General features: G+C 33.8%; 12 protein-coding genes and 1 tRNA gene. 11 read left to right on the top strand and 2 right to left on the bottom strand.

The features are described 5' to 3' along the window. Positions 1–26: 26 nt before the first annotated feature. A complete protein-coding gene (locus DD829_RS08655; RefSeq protein WP_108411718.1) occupies positions 27–779 on the bottom strand; it encodes a nitrilase-related carbon-nitrogen hydrolase in 753 nt (250 codons plus the stop codon). A 266-nt stretch (positions 780–1045) separates the two neighbouring features. Between DD829_RS08655 and DD829_RS08650 the strand changes: the two genes are divergently transcribed. The 11 genes from DD829_RS08650 to DD829_RS23355 all read left to right on the top strand — a co-directional run bounded on the left by DD829_RS08650 (position 1046) and on the right by DD829_RS23355 (position 17381). Beyond that, positions 1046–1486 (top strand): DUF6646 family protein, encoded by a 441-nt coding sequence (locus DD829_RS08650; protein WP_108411719.1) that lies wholly within the window; start codon positions 1046–1048, stop codon positions 1484–1486. A gap of 104 nt (positions 1487–1590) precedes the next feature. Then, positions 1591–2940, top strand: coding sequence for an RIP metalloprotease RseP (rseP, locus tag DD829_RS08645; RefSeq protein ID WP_108411720.1), 1350 nt, complete (start codon positions 1591–1593; stop codon positions 2938–2940). Between the two features lie 80 nt (positions 2941–3020). Next, positions 3021–3094: transfer RNA gene (locus DD829_RS08640), tRNA-Asn, on the top strand. A 377-nt stretch (positions 3095–3471) separates the two neighbouring features. Next, complete coding sequence (locus DD829_RS08635) at positions 3472–6057, top strand: type I restriction-modification system subunit M (protein WP_108411721.1); 2586 nt, start codon at positions 3472–3474, stop codon at positions 6055–6057. Between the two features lies 1 nt (position 6058). After that, entirely contained in the window at positions 6059–7306 is a 1248-nt protein-coding gene (locus tag DD829_RS08630; protein WP_108411722.1) for a restriction endonuclease subunit S, read from the top strand. Positions 7307–7315: 9 nt separating this feature from the next. Further along, positions 7316–10444 carry a type I restriction endonuclease subunit R gene (locus DD829_RS08625; protein WP_108411723.1) on the top strand — a complete coding sequence of 1043 codons (3129 nt, stop codon included), beginning with the start codon at positions 7316–7318 and terminating at the stop codon, positions 10442–10444. 33 nt (positions 10445–10477) lie between these two features. Further along, entirely contained in the window at positions 10478–11644 is a 1167-nt protein-coding gene (locus tag DD829_RS08620; protein ID WP_108411724.1) for an NUMOD4 domain-containing protein, read from the top strand. A gap of 259 nt (positions 11645–11903) precedes the next feature. Then, positions 11904–13013: a hypothetical protein gene (locus DD829_RS08615; RefSeq protein WP_108411725.1), complete on the top strand. Its 1110-nt coding sequence runs from the start codon at positions 11904–11906 to the stop codon at positions 13011–13013. Between the two features lie 112 nt (positions 13014–13125). Next, positions 13126–14814 carry an McrB family protein gene (locus tag DD829_RS24095; RefSeq protein WP_228408153.1) on the top strand — a complete coding sequence of 563 codons (1689 nt, stop codon included), beginning with the start codon at positions 13126–13128 and terminating at the stop codon, positions 14812–14814. Beyond that, positions 14814–16154 carry an McrC family protein gene (locus DD829_RS08600; RefSeq protein ID WP_108411726.1) on the top strand — a complete coding sequence of 447 codons (1341 nt, stop codon included), beginning with the start codon at positions 14814–14816 and terminating at the stop codon, positions 16152–16154. The genes DD829_RS24095 and DD829_RS08600 overlap by 1 nt, the downstream gene beginning before the upstream one ends. Positions 16155–17138: 984 nt before the next feature. After that, the gene (locus DD829_RS23355) at positions 17139–17381 is read left to right on the top strand and encodes a hypothetical protein (protein ID WP_123906835.1); all 243 of its coding nucleotides are present in this window, start codon (positions 17139–17141) and stop codon (positions 17379–17381) included. 493 nt (positions 17382–17874) lie between these two features. On the opposite strand, the gene DD829_RS23510 is transcribed toward DD829_RS23355, so the two are convergent. After that, the gene (locus tag DD829_RS23510) at positions 17875–18015 is read right to left on the bottom strand and encodes a hypothetical protein (RefSeq protein ID WP_165814850.1); all 141 of its coding nucleotides are present in this window, start codon (positions 18013–18015) and stop codon (positions 17875–17877) included. Positions 18016–18158 lie beyond the last annotated feature (143 nt).

Below are 18158 nucleotides of genomic sequence, written 5' to 3'. Positions count from 1 at the left end.
TTAGCCTTAATTTTGATATATTTTCTTTAAAATTCAATTGAAAATGAATCGCGGTCATTTAAAAACTGAAAATGGCTTCTGAAATCTTTCAGTTCTTCTAAATTTAATTCTGCTGTTACAAGATTTCCGTTTTTCTGTGAAATTTCTGTTCCGTCTGCAAAAAAACAGTGTGAACTTTCCTGATAAAACAGGTTATTTCCATCGGTCCCGATTCTGTTTAATCCAAAAACAAAGGACAGATTTTCAATAGCTCTCGCTTTTAACAGATGTTCCCATGCTCCCACTCTTTTCTCAGGCCAGTTTGCCACATATAAGATCGCATCATAATCATCATTATTTCTTGCAAAAACTGGAAAACGAAGATCATAGCACACCTGCAAAAGAATTCTGAACCCCAGATAATTTACGATCACCCTTTCTTTTCCTGGAGTATACACCTTATCTTCCCCAGAAAAAGAAAACAAATGTCTTTTATCATAAAATTCAACCTGAGTATCGGGCTGCACAAAATACATTCTGTTGTAGAACTTTCCGTTTTCTTCAACCGGAGCACTTCCGCAAAACGCTGCATTTTTTTCCTTCGCCATTTTTTTTAAAAACTCCAGCGATTCCAGATTTCTGTCGGAAACTTCGGAAGCATCCATACAAAAGCCTGTGGAAAACATTTCAGGCAAAAGAAAGAGATCCGCTTCCTGATTCTGTAATTCCTTTTCACTGAGGTTAAAGTTTTCTGCTTTATTTTTCCAGATGATATCTAAATTAAGTCCCGTAATCTTCATAAACTTTGTTAAAAAACTTCCCTAAAAATACGATTTTTCAATGATTTCGGTTTTATTTTTGTTGCGGATATTTAATCAATAGAAATTAGCCTTATTTTTTGGTTAATCGCAAAGAATTTTATCGCCGATAAGATTTATAATGAATTATCATTGAATAGTCTATGCTTTTCATGCGTCTTAAAGTGTCATGATAGTCAAAATTTAACGTTCTTGCGATAAACCAACAAAAAGTAAATCATATTAGTAATCAGTAAAAAGTAAAATTTATGAAGAAGTTGTTTTTAATGTTTGTTCTCATGCTTGCGGGAACATTTGTCAATGCTCAGGCGTGGACAGGAAAAGGAGATCAGAAAATCAATGCCGGACTGAGCGCATGGGGTTACGGAACAGGAATTACAGGAACCTATGATTATGGATTGAATAAATTAATTTCTGTAGGAGCCGGATTGAATATTTATTTTGATAATTACAAAGACAATGATGATAAAAACCGTGCTTTTGTATTCGGAAGAATCAATTTTCATCTGAAAGACGCTCTACAGCTTCCTGAAAAACTTGATATTTATCCGGGCGCAGATGTGGGAGTTGTAGGCAGTAATTTCGGATTGGGAGCTCATATCGGAGCGAGGTACTTTTTTACTGAAAGAATCGGCGTTTTTGCAGAAGTCGGCAACAATGGCAGTCTCGGAGTTTCGATTAATTTATAATAAATCATTACATTATATGACAAAGCTTCTCTTTTCGGGGAGCTTTTTTATTTGGCATAGTTTTGATAATTGTTACCTTTGCAAATTAAACATAAAAAGCATTAATGGAAATAGCAATCAAACTGTTTCAATTTATATTGAGCATTTCTATCCTGGTTATCCTACACGAACTTGGGCATTTCTTACCCGCCAAATACTTTAAAACCAAAGTTGAAAAATTCTATTTGTTCTTCGATCCGTGGTTTTCTTTAGCCAAGAAAAAAATTGGCGAAACGGAATACGGAATCGGATGGCTTCCTTTCGGAGGATATGTAAAAATTGCCGGAATGGTGGATGAAAGCATGGATACCGAACAGTTGAAGCAGCCTGCACAACCATGGGAATTCCGTGCAAAACCTGCTTGGCAAAGACTTATTATCATGTTGGGCGGTGTTACGGTTAACTTTTTCTTAGCTTGGTTAATTTACTCGTGTCTTTCGCTTTTTAACGGTGAAACATACACAGATCTTACCAAATTCAACAACGGAATCGGGGTTACGGAGGCCGGAAAAAAAATGGGATTCCAGAATGGTGATAAGATCATTAATATCGACGGAAAACCCGCTGAAAGGTTAGAAAATGCTTCTATTAATATTCTTTTGGGAGATAACGTAACGGTACTTAGAAACGGAAAAGAAGTAACCTTTCCTGTTAATAAGGATGGGGTTGCAGAAGTTTTAAAACAAAAAGAAGCCAAACTTTATATTACGCCGAGATTTCCAATGATTATCGATTCTCTGGCAACTCCTGCTTCTCAGGCTTCAGGGCTGAAAAAAGGGGATCAAATTGTTGCCATCAATGGAAAACAGACGCCTTATTTTGATGAAGTAAGTTCTTCTTTATCTGAAAATAAAGGAAAAACAGTAAACATAGAAGTTGTAAGAAACGGAAAACCTGAAACAATTACTGCATCTGTTGACAAAAACGGAAAATTAGGTGTTGGTGTAGATCAGAAAGCATTAGCGAACGTTATTACGGATAAAAAATATTCTTTCGGAGAATCTATTCCCAGAGGTTTTGAAAGATCTATTGAGTCTTTAACCATGCAGGTGAAGCAGTTTAAAATTATGTTTAATTCTAAGATTCAGGGATACAAAAATGTAGGAGGCCCGATTGCGATTGTAAAAAACATGCCGGTAGACAGAAATGCCAATGGCGAAATTTCGATCAACTGGGCTGCATTTTGGGGCTTTACCGCGATGTTCTCGGTTTGGCTGGCATTCCTAAACCTGATCCCTATTCCGGGATTGGATGGAGGACACGTTCTTTTCACGCTTTATGAGATGATCGTTGGTAAACCTGTTCCTCAGAAAGTTTTGGAAAACGCACAGATGATCGGTGTTATCTTCCTGTTAGGCTTGATGTTACTGATCTTCGGAAGCGACATCTTCAAGATCTTTGCCGGAAAACTATAATATTTTTACAAAATTTTAAAAAAATATTTGCAGGGTATAAATATTCGTCCTATATTTGCACCACTTAAAACAAAGGACATTCCTCCTTAGCTCAGTTGGTTAGAGCATCTGACTGTTAATCAGAGGGTCGCTGGTTCGAGCCCAGCAGGAGGAGCTTGGAAATCAGAGAGTTACAGCAATAAAAACTGTAACTCTTTTTTATTTGCACATAATTTGCAAGGAAATTTTGGCTTACAATGGTTTTAAATGGACTAATTTTCAACCTTTAATTTATACCCTTTCTATTTTAATCTTTTTACACATCTCTCCTACTGCATTATATTTTTAAAATTTGCAAGGAATTTGCAAGGAGCCGGAATAAAACTATTTAAACAGATATTATGGGACAATATTTTATTGCCTTGAAATCTATAAAAAGAAAATTTATAAAATCTAAATTGCCTCATGACAATTTTACCAAAGGCTCGACAGCAAGATGTTTTTTTAGTACATTTACCATGTAAAATTAATTAAGTTTTAAAAGAAAGATTAATGAATAAGCAAAAACTAGCTGCAAAAATATGGGCATCTGCCAATCAGATGCGTTCTAAAATTGAAGCTAATGAATACAAAGACTATATCTTAGGGTTTATTTTTTATAAATACTTATCAGAAAAGGAACTTCAATTCGCAAAAAAAGAAGATTTTACTGATGCGGATATAAAAGCATTGAGCGAAGAAGATACAGAAACTGTTGAACACATAAAGACAAATATCGGATATTTCATCGCCTATAAAGACCTGTTTTCTACGTGGATAAATATGGGTAAAGACTTTGATGTAGCCAATGTTCGTGATGCCCTTTCAGCTTTCAGCCGATTGATAAGTCCTGCACATAAAAAATTGTTTGACGGAATTTTTGAAACTTTGCAAACCGGATTAAGTAAGTTAGGTGATAATTCGGCATCCCAAACAAAAGCAATAAGCGGACTGTTACAGCTGATTAAGGATATTCCAATGGATGGTAAGCAGGATTATGATGTACTTGGTTTTATATATGAATACCTAATTGAAAAATTTGCTGCTAATGCAGGAAAAAAAGCAGGTGAATTTTATACTCCACATGAAGTTTCTGTATTGATGTCGGAAATTATCGCACATCATTTACGAGATAAAAAGGAAATTCAAATATACGATCCCACCAGCGGTTCAGGATCATTACTTATTAATATCGGGAGCAGCGTTGCGAAACACATTGATGATGAAAACAATATCAAATATTACGCACAGGAACTCAAGGAAAATACGTATAACCTTACGAGAATGAATTTGGTGATGAGAGGTATCTTGCCCAATAATATTGTAACGAGAAATGGAGATACCTTAGAAGATGACTGGCCTTATTTTGATGAAAATGATCCGGTACGCAGTTACAATCCGCTTTATGTGGATGCGGTAGTATCCAATCCGCCTTATTCGCAAAAGTGGGATTCAGAAAATAAAGAAGCAGACCCGCGTTATTCAAGATTTGGTCTTGCTCCTAAAGCAAAGGCTGATTACGCTTTTTTACTTCACGATTTATATCATATTAAACCCGATGGTATTATGGCAATTGTATTGCCGCATGGTGTTTTGTTCCGTGGCGGAGAGGAAAGTGTTATTCGTGAAAAATTAATTGAAGCCAATCATATTGATGCTATTATAGGTTTGCCACCAAGCATATTTTTCGGAACAGGTATCCCTACAATCATCATGATATTAAAACAGAAACGTGCTAATACAGACGTTTTGATCATTGATGCATCCAAAGGGTTTGTAAAAGAGGGAAAAAATAACAAACTAAGAGCTTCAGATATTAAACGAATTGCCGATACAGTTCGTGACCGTGTAACCACCGACAAATTTGCAAAGGTTGTCACCAGAGAAGAAATCAGAAACAATGAGTACAATCTCAATATACCCCGTTATGTAGATTCGTCAGAAAATCCTGAAACGTGGGACATCTATGCTTCTATGTTTGGCGGTATCCCTGAAAATGAAATTGACGAATTGCAAGAGTTTTGGGAGGCATTTCCAAAACTTAGAAACAAATTGTTTGCTAAAAACTCACCTGTTAATTCAAACTTAATTGTAGACGATATAATTTCTGCAATAAAAGAACATGAAAGTGTTCAGCAGTTTTTAAATGAATATAACACGGTATTTGGAGATTTTAACAATTTCCTGAAAACTGAATTGCTGACCAATGTATTAACAGTTAAGATAAATAAAGAGAAAACGGTTCTAAGTGACGATATATTTAAACGCCTTGAAAATATCAAGCTGATCGACAAGTATGAAGCCTACCAGCTTTTAGATAATGAATGGGGTGTAATCAATGTAGATTTGGAGATTATTCAAACAGAAGGATTTGAGACAGTAAAAAAAGTTGACCCTAATATGGTTACCCGCAAAAAAGGTGATACCGAACAAGAGATCCAAGACGGTTGGGTGGGACGAATAATGCCATTTTTACTGGTGCAGGAAACGTACCTAAAAAAAGAGCTGAGCAATATAAAAGATAAGGAAAATAAAGTTGCAAAAATAGCAGCGGAATACGAAGAATTATTAGATAAACTTTCCGAAGAAGATAAAGAATCTGATCTGGTGAATGATGCTCAGGATGCCTTCGTCAATGCAATGGTTGTAAAAGAGGCAAAAATCATCAGAGCAGAGCAAAAGAAGGGAGCTATTATTGATGAGGAATCTTTTGAGTGGATAATCTTGAAAGTTGATGAGTTGATATCTAAAGAAAAAACACTAAAGTCGCAGATTAAATCTGAAAGTGCTAAGCTTATTGCTAAAACCAAAGAAACCATTGAAAACCTAACAGACGAACAAGTATTTGAATTGCTGGAATTAAAATGGATTGTTCCTGTTGTTTCTTCATTAAACAATTTGCCCGAAACCATCATCACGCAGCTTACCCATAAAGTTCAGGCATTGGCTGACAAGTACGCCATTACCTATTCAGACGTAGCAAAAGAAATTAAGGAAGCAGAAAGCACCTTGTCATTGTTGATTGGCGACTTGGAAGGTAACGAGTTTGATATGAAAGGATTAACCGAATTGAAAACCCTTTTAAAAACTGGGGAGTAAAATGGATAAAGAAAAAGAAAATCCTGAAGTACGTTTCTCTGGCTTTGCAGAAAGTTGGAAAAAGTTTAAACTTGGAGATATTGGTTATCCCTACACAGGTTTATCAGGAAAAACCAAAAAAGATTTTGGTCATGGTGAAGGAAGATATATAACTTACTTAAATGTATTTTCAAATCCAATTTCAAATTTAAACTCCGTTGGAGAAATTGGTATAGATCCAATGCAAAATGAAGTAAAAAAAGGTGATATTCTATTTACTGTTTCTTCTGAGACACCTGAAGATGTAGGAATGTCATCAGTGTGGACAGAAAATCTAAATAATGTTTACTTAAATAGTTTTTGTTTTGGATACAGACCCACAACAAAAATAAATTATTATTTCATAGCTAATTTATTGAGGACTCCAACTTTTCGTAATAAGATAAAAGTTTTAGCTCAAGGAATTTCAAGGTACAATATTTCCAAAAATAAAGTGATGGAATTACATGTAAATTTACCTAATATCGATGAGCAAAAAAAGATTGGAGATTATTTAAGAAATTTTGATAAACTTATAAGTGAGCATCAAAAAAAACAAACCAACTTAAAAGCGCTTAAAAAAGCTATGTTGGATAAAATATTTCCAAAAAAAGGACAAACTGTTCCAGAAATTCGTTTTAAAGGGTTCAAAGGAAACTGGGAGAATTTTAAGTTAGGGAATATTGGGAATCCATATACAGGCTTGTCAGGAAAAACTAAAAGTGACTTTGGACATGGTAAAGGAAGATACATAACTTACATGAATGTTTTTTCAAACCCCATTTCTGATATTAATGCAATAGATAAAATAGAAATTGATTCAACACAAAACGAAGTTATTACAGGAGATGTACTATTTACAGTATCATCTGAAACTTCGGCAGAGGTAGGTATGTCATCTGTTTGGACAGGAAATGAAAAAAATGTTTATTTAAATAGCTTTTGTTTCGGCTACAGACCCAAAATTAAACTGGATAATTATTTTTTAGCAAATATTTTAAGAACAAAAACATTCAGAGACCAAATGATTTTATTGGCTCAAGGTATTTCAAGATATAATATTTCAAAAAATAAGGTTATGCATTTAAAGATTTCACTTCCAGAGTTTGATGAACAAGTAGTCATAGGAGAGTATTTCAAAAATCTTGACGATTTGATTACGCAACACAATACCCAAATCGAAAAACTAAACAACCTCAAAAAAGCATTTTTAGCCAAAATGTTTATATAATAAAATGCTATGACTTTTACCACAGAATCAGAATTTGAAGAAGCATTGATACAAGCCCTATCTAAAAAAGGATGGGAAAAGGAAGTGTTAAAACGTCCTACTGAAAAAGATTTGCTCCAAAACTGGGCAAACATTCTTTTTGAAAACAACAGAGGTAAAGACCGTTTAAATGACTTTCCGCTTACTGAGGGGGAGATGCAGCAGATTTTGGAGCAAATCAATGCTTTGCGAACTCCTTTAAAATTAAACGGTTTTATCAATGGCAAGACAGTTTCCATAAAAAGAGATAATCCGGACGACGAGTTGCATTTTGGGAAAGAAATAAGCCTTAAGATATACGACAGGCATGAGATTTCGGCAGGACAAAGCCGTTACCAAATCGCTCAGCAACCTGTCTTTCCTACTAAGTCGAAAATTTTAAATGACAGACGTGGAGACTTAATGCTTTTAATCAATGGTATGCCGCTTATTCATATCGAGCTGAAAAGAAGTGGAGTTTCCGTTAGCCAGGCATGTTATCAAATAGAAAACTATGCAAGAAGCGGAGTTTTTACAGGCTTATTTTCACTGGTTCAAATTTTTGTGGCAATGGAGCCTAAGGAAACGGTTTATTTCGCTAACCCGGGACCCGATGGCAAATTCAATAAAGACTTCTATTTTCATTGGGCAGATTTCAATAATGAACCAATAAACTACTGGAGCGATATTGCATCTTCGTTGCTGTTTATTCCCATGGCTCACCAGTTAATTGGTTTTTATACCGTAGCGGACGGCAACGATGGAGTGCTGAAAGTCATGCGGAGTTATCAATACTTTGCGGCCAGTGCCATTTCAGATAAAGTTGCCAAAACCGATTGGAAAAGTAAACATGCCTTAGGCGGGTTTATTTGGCATACGACAGGATCGGGTAAGACTATGACCAGCTTTAAATCTGCCCAGCTCATTGCAAATTCGCAGGATGCAGATAAAGTAATTTTCCTGATGGACAGAATTGAATTGGGTACACAATCTTTAAAAGAATACCGGGGCTTTGCTGAGGAGAATGAAGACGTACAAGCAACAGAAAACACAGGGGTTTTGGTTACTAAACTTAAAAGTGACGACCCTGCAAATACGTTGATTGTAACCTCTATCCAGAAAATGAGCAACATTAAAGATGAAGAAGGTTGGCTAAATGCTCACGACCTTCTGCTTATAAATAAAAAACGAATTGTTTTTATTGTAGATGAAGCACACCGAACTGCTATGGGTATTGAAATGCTTCCCTTAGTTAAAAAGACTTTTTCATCTGCCATTTTTTTTGGTTTTACAGGAACTCCTATTTTACATGAAAACCAAAGACACTTTAATACCACATCCACCGTTTTTGGTGATGAATTGCACAGATACAGTATTGCAGATGGTATCCGTGATCAAAATGTTCTTGGATTTGATCCATACAAAATACTGACTTACAGAGACCGGGATTTACGATTAGCTGTTGCATTAGAAAAATCAAGGGCAAATGATGAAGCAGAAGCATTATCCGATCCAAGAAAAGCACAGGTATTTAATAAATATATGAACAGTGTTCGAATGGCGGGTTATGTTGACGCTTCAGGTCGCTATATTCGGGGAATTGAAGACTACTTACCCACTTCACAATATGACCGTTACGAACATCATCAAAAAGTAGTTGAAGATATTATAAGAAACTGGATAGTGTTGAGCCAAAATGGAAAATTCCATGCCATATTTGCTACAAGCAGTATTGTTGATGCAATACTATATTACCGTTTGTTTAAAGCAGAAAATCCAGACTTAAAAATTACAGCATTATTTGACCAACACATTGACAACAATGACAACGCTGAATATAAGGAGGACGGTCTTGTTGAAATCATGACTGATTACAATGAACGATATGAACAGGATTTCAGATTGGCAAATCATGCGAAATTCAAAAAAGACATAGCTGCAAGACTTGCACACAAAGAACCTTATTTAAGAATAGAAACAACTCCTGAAAAACAAATTGATTTATTGATTGTAGTAGATCAAATGCTGACAGGTTTTGACTCCAAATGGATCAATACGCTTTACATGGATAAAGTTTTGGAGTATGAAAATATTATCCAGGCATTTTCGAGAACCAATCGGCTTTTTGGTCCCGACAAACCGTTTGGAACCATAAGATACTATCGTAAGCCTCATACAATGGAGCGTAACATCAATAATGCAGTAAAATTATATTCAGGAGATAAACCGATTGGTCTTTTCGTTGAGCATTTAGATTCAAATCTCAATTCGATGAATCACGTTTTCGGAGAAATTGAAAACTTATTCAGAACAGCAGGGATTGAGAATTTCGAGAGACTTGCTGATGATTTATCTGAAAGAGGAAGATTTGCCCAGCAATTTAAAAGATTCAATAACTACTTAGAAGCAGCAAAAATTCAAGGTTTCAATTGGAGCAAACCGGCATACAGTTTTGGAAAAGGCAAAGACAGAATAACCATTGAAATGGCATTGGATGAAAATACCTATTTGATTTTGGCACTTCGTTACAAAGAATTGTTCAATACTGGCGGTAATGGTGGAGGAGGTGATGTACCTTATGAAATAGAAGGCTATTTGACAGAGATAGATACAGATAAAATTGATTCCGACTATATGAACTCCCGATTTGATAAGTATATCAAGGAGCTTAAAAAAGGGAATGTTGATTCAAATGAATTACAAAATACCCTTGACGAATTGTATAAATCGTTCGCCACCTTAACACAGGAAGAGCAAAAATGTGCAAACCTTTTTATCCGTGACGTTCAAGCAGGTATTGCAAATCTTGAAAGTGGAAAGACCTTTAGAGAATATATCACTGAATATGAGTTCAATGCAAAGAATGATCAGATAAAAAAAATCTCAACACTACTTGGACTTAATGAGTCAAAACTTCGTTTACTTATGTCATCGGGGTTAACAGAAGCAAATATCAACGAATATGGCCGGTTTGACGAATTAAAAAACACCGTCGATAAAATCAGAGCAAAAGAATATTTTGAAAAAATGGAAGGAAAAACTATTCCTGCTTTCAAAGTAAACATCAGAATACATAACCTACTACAGAAATTTATTATTGAAGATGGTTTTGAAATTTAAAAATATTTATGAAATTTTAGAAAATTCAGCTATATGAAGCTGCCCATAGACATAGAAGACAAATATCTTACAGAAGTTCTTTTAAATCTTTCTATTGAGGATCTCCCAGATGAAGAATGGAAAGTAATTGAAGGTTTTGAAAATTACATGATTTCTAACTATGGAAGGATAAAAAGTCTGGAACGCTGTGTAATCAACTCATATGGAGGAAAATGGAATCTGTCAGACCGCATTAAAAAACTGCACGCCTTCAAGTATTTTAACAAATATGTGCAAAAAGATTTTTATAATGTTCGTTGTGAACTTTCACTGGAAGGAAGGACGTTTGGTAAATCGGTTGCCCGCTTGGTCTATTACCATTTTGTTGAAAAATTTGACATGGATGATCACAAAGTCTTAATATCATTTAAAGATCATAACCAGTTTCATATCCACGCCGGTAACCTAGAGAAACTGTCTGTAAGTAATGTACATTATAAGACCATGAAAGCAGGAAGAGGTAAGAAGGGGAATTTTGATCAGGCAGTAAACCAATATACAGTTGAAGGTATCTTCGTTGCGGTTTTTGAAAATATTGATATTGCAGCAGATACTCTCGGCATTAGCCGCGTAAATATTTTGAATGTCATAGAAGGAGAACATTTCACCGCAGCAGAATTCCGGTGGTTTCCAAAAGACTATATCCCTACAAAAGAAGACTTTATATCGGTTAAAAAGACTAAATTTGATAAAGTCTTCAACAAGACTCTTTGGAAAAGACTAGGCATGCCTGAAATTGATGAAAGTAACCCTCCTGCCTGTATGAACTTATCTCTCGAAGATCTTCCCGGCGAACTCTGGAAATCTATTCCTAGGATGGAAGATCAATTTCAGATTTCAAATAAAGGAAGAATAAAACGACTAAACAGCTGGACCCAAAGCAAAAGCAAAAGATTTTTAAAGGAGCGCATCATGTCACTTTTTTATGATGGCTATTCAGATAAAGTCTATTATCTATACGTCAATTTAAACTATAATAGTAAACGGATTCAGGTAAGAATTAACCAGATGCTTTATTATTGTTTTGTGGAAGAATTCGACATAAAAAACAGATCGTTGGTCGTTGTCAATGAGAGTGAGCCGTTATGGAATATCGATATTGCAAACCTTTCATTACGCCCCATTCATTCTTTTTTTAAAGGAAAAAAAGCAAGAGGATGATGTTTTGTAGATTGAATTGTAAAACTTGAATTTTTCAAGTATTATTGTTAATTCCTTGTGTCCGTTTTCTTCCTTTTCTAAGCAATAGATGTAATCATAAATAGCTTGCTGGGTTTTCATTATGGATGCCTAAGATAATACCTATCAAAATATCACCTAACCAGAGGAATTTGTAAATTTGAATAGATAAAGACCAAGACATTATACCAGTGTTCTAATCTTTTCCTTAATGCCTAACTGCTAATTTTTAAAAAAAACAATGAGCGAAGAAAAAAATACAGATTACCATGAATTTTGTGAACAATGGACAAAAGAACTTCTGGAAACCCCTGCAGTACAAGAATACTGTAAGATTTATCAAAAATATTCCATGGAAAACTTTTGCAAAGCATATGCTAACATCAAAGCATCCGGCTTGAAATGGGGTGAAATGTACCGAAGATTAAACGAGGAAAAACAAAACGAATGGATTGACGCTGCATTCAGACATTTGTCCATAATACAACAAAAAAAACTTTTTGATGCACAATGTCTCTGGCGAGCCGGGCAACTGGAAATAAAAGAAATCGATATCACCTTTGACTTTAGAGCATGGGAAGAAGATATACTTAATTGTTCTTTTATTGCTCCGATTACTCAGCAGGAGGTGGACTGGTATTGCCAGTACTTCTCACAAAACAATGCAGAGTTTGAACAAGACTGGCTTCAGGACTGGCAGGATTATGATGGAATAAAAGCAGCTTATGAAAACAATAATGAAAACAGAGACTTTCCCGAATGGTATGATTATCATAACGGGAAAACAGGCAATGGAGTTCTTCTTATCCTTCCCGATATAAAAGGGAAAAAAGAAAGATTTTATCAAAATTTATGCATTGAAGATTCTCAAAGACATACCCCTCCTGTTCCATATGTAACAGATCCGGAATTAGAAAAACCTTATATGAATATTTTTGATATCAACTTACACATAGCCTTAGCACAAATCTTAGAGGATAAACAAACCCGGAAGCTCATAACAGAATATCTAAAAGGAACAGAGCACCATCATACTTATGAAAATGAACGGGCAAATGAGAATCTGCAATATTTATCCGAAATAAAAGATGAACAGATTCCCATAGAGGCTCACGAAGATTATCGCATAGCCTTAAGCAGAGCAGTAGAAAACTATAAATTAAAAAAAACTATAGAGCATTTACCTCTTGCTTTCCAAAAGTATAAGGCGACCTATCGATTAGGAATTTCACTTGGCACAGAAAAAGAGAAGGAACAATTTAAAAACTATATGAATATGAGCAAAAAATGGAAAGAAACTATTCTGAGAGGCAGGGAACTGAACGGAGAGCCAAAAGATTTTAATTTTTAACTGAAGTTTGAGATTTTTTTTAATTCAGCATGATTTTGTTGTCTAATACCATCGTCAAAATGCAAAATACTGTGCGGTAGTATGAAAGACAACTAAATAGAAAGTAACAAGAATGAAAAGTAGAAATTACTGGGTAATATCCCCAAACGTAAAAAATAATGAAGAAGAAGATAGGTGGAAAGAATTTATTTCAAACAATCCTTATTCTTTTATTGGTTGGGACGAAGGCAATCAGTTTGGAAACACATTTATAAATGTAATAAAAAAAGGCGATGTAATAATTAATGCTCAAAGAAAAAAATGGATTCCCCACATTTTTGGAATTGGTATAGTTTCAAATGACAAATGTGAATGGCAAGAAATTGAAAATACTCCAAGTGGAGCATATTGCAGATACCTTAATCCGTATTTGACAAAAGAAAGAGTTTTTAACCTCAACTTCGATTTCAAAGGAACAGCCTATTACGGCGACAATAAACAAATACCAGCACTTTATCAATTACATCCTCATAAAAATGAGAATGACAAAAGATTAGTAGAAACCATAAACAAGGAATTAGAAATGACAATAAAACAACAAAACATACAAAACTTTGTAGACTTACTAAAAACAAACAAGAATATCATCCTCACAGGCGCACCTGGAACAGGTAAAACATTTTTAGCCAAGCAAATTGCAATGCAAATGGTTGGTGTTAAAACCGATGTAGAGTTAGAAGAAAGCGGACAATTTAATTTTGTACAATTTCATCCATCTTACGATTATACAGACTTTGTTGAAGGGCTTAGACCTACATCACCAGATGAAAACGGAATAATTGGTTTTGAAATTAAGACTGGTATATTCAAATCATTTTGTGACAAAGCAGCAGAAAATTTAGTAGACTCCGAAAAAACACCTGATGAAATACAAAGTGAAAGTAATATTGAATCAATTTTGGATAACTTTTTGGCAGATTCCATTCAGAATGGAAAAAAGTTTGATTACAATAATAATTCCAATCAATTTGTTATTGTCCAACATTCTAAAAAAGACGACTGTTTTTATGCAAAAATATTGAATAATGAATCAATGGAGCGACAATTAGTTTTCAAAAAAGACGTAATAGAAGTATTAAAAAAAGCCGATGATGTCAAGAAACCTACTGATATTCAGAGGGTATTTAATACTCGTTTTAAATATCAATATACCTTTATATTTTTGATTTTAGAACAATTAAGAGACAAACTCAAACAAAAAGTTGAAGAACCTAGAATAGAAATCATGAAAAAAGATTTCATATTTGTAATTGATGAAATTAATAGAGGTGAAATTTCAAAAATATTTGGAGAACTCTTCTTTTCTATAGATCCTGGCTACAGAGGGAAAAAGGGAGCCGTTAAAACTCAGTATTCGAATTTACACAATAACGAGTACGAGGTTTTTTATGTACCCGAAAATGTTTACATAATAGGTTCAATGAATGATATCGACAGAAGCGTTGAAAGCTTCGATTTTGCAATGAGAAGACGCTTTACTTGGATTGAGGTTACAGCAGAACAAAGTGCAGAAAATATGAATTTACCACTTGATATTAAAGAAAGAATGATGAAATTAAATAATCAAATTTCTAATACAGATGGACTGAATTCCTCATATCACATTGGAGCTGCTTATTTTCTTGATTCTGATGGAAAAGTGAGAGAGGATATAGAAAATATTTGGAAGTTAAGAATTGAGCCGCTTTTGAAAGAGTATTTAAGGGGTGTGCCTGACATTATTGAGAAATTTTTACTTTTGAAAAACGCCTTTTTAGCCTAATGAGAACAACTGATAATAATGGCGGGAAAAGTATTGATAGATTTGACAATTTGAACATTGCAGATTTATCAGCCATAGCAAATAGAAGTATTTTGGATTTACAAAACGAAAATCCTGATTTGCTTGTTTTTCCTCATTTATTTTGTAAGCATCAAGACAATATTGAAAAGACTCATATTTTCTCATTAGACAATGAAAATCTGACGACATATAATTTAATGGGGTTTATTGGAAGAAACACAACACAACTTACAATATCATCTCGTTTTGCAAAAGATGATAACCAAGACTATTTTTTGCATTATATGTTGCAAAAAGTCTTTTCCATTAACCTTTTAAAATTTGATCAAACTCCGAATAAAGAAAACATTTGGGATTTCCTATTTTACCTTTTTCCACATTATCTCAAAAAAGCGTATTCCCAAGGAATCTATAAAACATACAAAAAGGAGGAACACAACAATACAAACGTTAAGGGAAGTATTGATATTAAACGCCACATACTCAGAAACATTCCGTTTAAGGGAAATATAGCTTACACTACAAAAGAGCACAGCTATAATAATAATCTTACTCAGTTAATTAGACATACAATTGAGTATATCAGAACTCATCCTTATGGTAGTGGCGTATTAACAAGCGATAGTGAACTTAGAGACATTGTGAGTAAATTTATTTTTTTAACTAATAAAACATACAATAGTAATTCAAGACAAAAAGTTATTACCGCAAATTTAAAACCAGTTACGCATCCATATTTTACAGAGTATCCTGCCTTACAAAAAATCTGCTTAAAAATTCTTCGACACGAGAAAATTACTTTTGGTAAAGAAAAAGACAAAGTTTACGGTCTACTATTTGACGGAGCTTGGCTTTGGGAAGAATATTTGAATACTATTCTAAAAGAAAACTTCATTCATCCAGAAAATAAAACAGGTAAAAACAAGCATTTACTTTTTGAAAATTTTCAACCGATTTACCCTGACTTTATAAGTAAAAAAGAACCAAAATCGGTTGGTGACGCTAAGTATATTCCACTTGACAGGCAACAATCGTATTCAGAAAAATCAGAAAAATCTACAAGTATTTATTACAAAACAATTACATATATGTATAGGTTTAGTTCAAAAAATGGGTTTTTAATCTTTCCAAAACAAGACATAAGTTTTTTTGAAACATACCGCATAAAAGAGACAGACGGAACACTTAAGAAATTAGGACTTGCTATTCCACAGACAGCAGAAAACTTTAAAGAATATATGAAAACAATGAACAGAAATGAAGAAGAATTAAGACAACAATTAATGACTAACAAAACACCTAACCCACTACAGCGGTAAATATTACACAACTTCCAATTTTCAAAAACATAAAAATTCAGCCTCTTTAGAATTGATTTTATGAAAAATCATATTACTTTTATCTACTCAGTATTTATGATTATTAAGTAAAATGCATTCTAAAAAATAAATAGTATTTAATTATTCTATAAAAATTTTAATTTCCCAGTCAATAAAGTCAATATGAAATTTAAACGGTAGTCTTCATTGGAATTATATCTGAACTAAATCCTTTTTAATTTCACTTCGCTCACGGGTAGCTTCAGTACCGGATTCAATATTCTGTCAAGACTGTAACAAGTCGCGATAAAGACTATCAGGAATTTTACTGAGTCCGTCATCAGCCAACAGTGAATCAACAGCCCTAAGAGTATTTTCATCTTCCATTACAATTAAATATTGGATAATAGCAAGCTTATCTATAGACATTTTGCCGGTGTCAATTATTAAAAACTGATTCAAACTATAATCGGTTTTCTATCAATTACAAGTAAAAGTTTCTGCCTTGATAATAGTTTTAAACCATGAAAACCTATTTTTATGCTTATTATAAGCAGAGGAGTAATAAAAACGGCTTATCAAAGCTAGTGTTGCAGCATTCAACTCTTTGTAAAGAGTTTTTTAGATACTCCCGAATCACAAAAGTATATTTTAGATAGATATTCACTTTATATTCAAAATATTTTTACATTTTTACCATGCACAACAAATAGTTTTTTCAAGAAATCAAAGGTGGAAGCCTGAATTTTAAGATTGCACAATTGTACTTGTGCAAGGTAAATGAAATTTGTCAATAGGTTAGGTGGTTTTTTCTTTTTATGAAAACTATAATAGAGATGATACTTTTTTTTCGGGATTTTGCCTGATATGGAAAACGGAATGTATCAATATTTTTGAGGATTCTGTTTCATAGATAACCAGAAAAGGGAATGTCTTCATATATACTTCTCTAAATGGAACTTCGTGCTGTACAAAGGCATTGGGATGCTGGATTATTTTCTTTGTCACTGTTTCAAAGGATTTCAAAAACCTTTCTCACAAACCGTATTGCTGCTTATCATATCGAATGACAGCCTCGGTGAGCTCCTCTATAGCCAATGGGAGCAGCTCTATGCTGTAACTCATTTTATTGGTTCAGCCTGTAAAGATGCTTTGACAGTGTTCCATGGCGTACCGGAAATTTCTCATTTTTTATATGCATTTCTTGCCGCATGGAGCTTCTTATAGTGGGAAGCCGGAACCGGACTTTCCATTGTATCATTTTTTCAAATTTCAGTACTGAGTAACAAATGTATTTTGCCCAATATTTTCTCATTATCAGTTTGCAGTATCATCTGTATAACGGTTAATTTATCTGTCATTGTCTGATCATAAAACGATAAAATACAATACTAATAGTAATGATCGTATAGCTAAATGCAAGAAGGAGAACTCATTACTTAATCCTCATCTGCATTGAAACTACAAACAAAATTTTATTTCCGCCTGTAAAATCCTGTGAAAATTATTTGGTTTTACGGCAAAATATTTCTGAATATACTTAATCGCAGGTTTAAAAAATTTTGTTACGCTTTTTCAAAAATTACTTTGTAATTCATGTTTCCTTCATCACATCTTCTAAATGATCATACTCCCCTTTTTCAAATGCAGGCAATGCCTTTGTGTGAGCTTTTTTTTCAGCAGAAGTGAGATAATTGTCTTTACGATGCGCAGAAATTATTCAAAAATTAAATTTCCCGTTATTAAACGCATCAATACAAAAAGTAATGAAGGCTTTGGTGGTAAGACCTCTATTTTTAAGATTTCTCATTAAATTCTGTTTTCTTGTGCTGTCTATAGGCACTGCAATAATTGTATTCATTGTATTACAGTTTAGAAGTAAATGATCAATAAAATCTTAATCAAAATACAATAAAAAACAAGGAAAGGTGTATTTGCTTTTACTAATTAGTTATTCCTTAGAATTGCAATAATGTTTTGATTTTCAATATACTGTAATTAAAT

The organism is Chryseobacterium sp. HMWF035 (assembly GCF_003094695.1).
Classification (GTDB): domain Bacteria; phylum Bacteroidota; class Bacteroidia; order Flavobacteriales; family Weeksellaceae; genus Chryseobacterium; species Chryseobacterium gambrini.
This window is presented reverse-complemented; position numbering and strand designations above follow the sequence as displayed.

What these genes read in the sequence shown, in the direction of transcription:
- rseP (WP_108411720.1), top strand. Translation starts at nt 1,591, where the DNA reads ATGGAAATAGCAATCAAACTGTTTCAATTTATATTGAGCATTTCTATC.
- DD829_RS08635 (WP_108411721.1), top strand. Translation starts at nt 3,472, where the DNA reads ATGAATAAGCAAAAACTAGCTGCAAAAATATGGGCATCTGCCAATCAG.
- DD829_RS08650 (WP_108411719.1), top strand. Translation starts at nt 1,046, where the DNA reads ATGAAGAAGTTGTTTTTAATGTTTGTTCTCATGCTTGCGGGAACATTT.
- DD829_RS23355 (WP_123906835.1), top strand. Translation starts at nt 17,139, where the DNA reads ATGCTGGATTATTTTCTTTGTCACTGTTTCAAAGGATTTCAAAAACCT.
- DD829_RS08625 (WP_108411723.1), top strand. Translation starts at nt 7,316, where the DNA reads ATGACTTTTACCACAGAATCAGAATTTGAAGAAGCATTGATACAAGCC.
- DD829_RS08630 (WP_108411722.1), top strand. Translation starts at nt 6,059, where the DNA reads ATGGATAAAGAAAAAGAAAATCCTGAAGTACGTTTCTCTGGCTTTGCA.
- DD829_RS23510 (WP_165814850.1), bottom strand. Translation starts at nt 18,015, where the DNA reads ATGAATACAATTATTGCAGTGCCTATAGACAGCACAAGAAAACAGAAT.
- DD829_RS24095 (WP_228408153.1), top strand. Translation starts at nt 13,126, where the DNA reads ATGAAAAGTAGAAATTACTGGGTAATATCCCCAAACGTAAAAAATAAT.
- DD829_RS08620 (WP_108411724.1), top strand. Translation starts at nt 10,478, where the DNA reads ATGAAGCTGCCCATAGACATAGAAGACAAATATCTTACAGAAGTTCTT.
- DD829_RS08655 (WP_108411718.1), bottom strand. Translation starts at nt 779, where the DNA reads ATGAAGATTACGGGACTTAATTTAGATATCATCTGGAAAAATAAAGCA.
- DD829_RS08600 (WP_108411726.1), top strand. Translation starts at nt 14,814, where the DNA reads ATGAGAACAACTGATAATAATGGCGGGAAAAGTATTGATAGATTTGAC.
- DD829_RS08615 (WP_108411725.1), top strand. Translation starts at nt 11,904, where the DNA reads ATGAGCGAAGAAAAAAATACAGATTACCATGAATTTTGTGAACAATGG.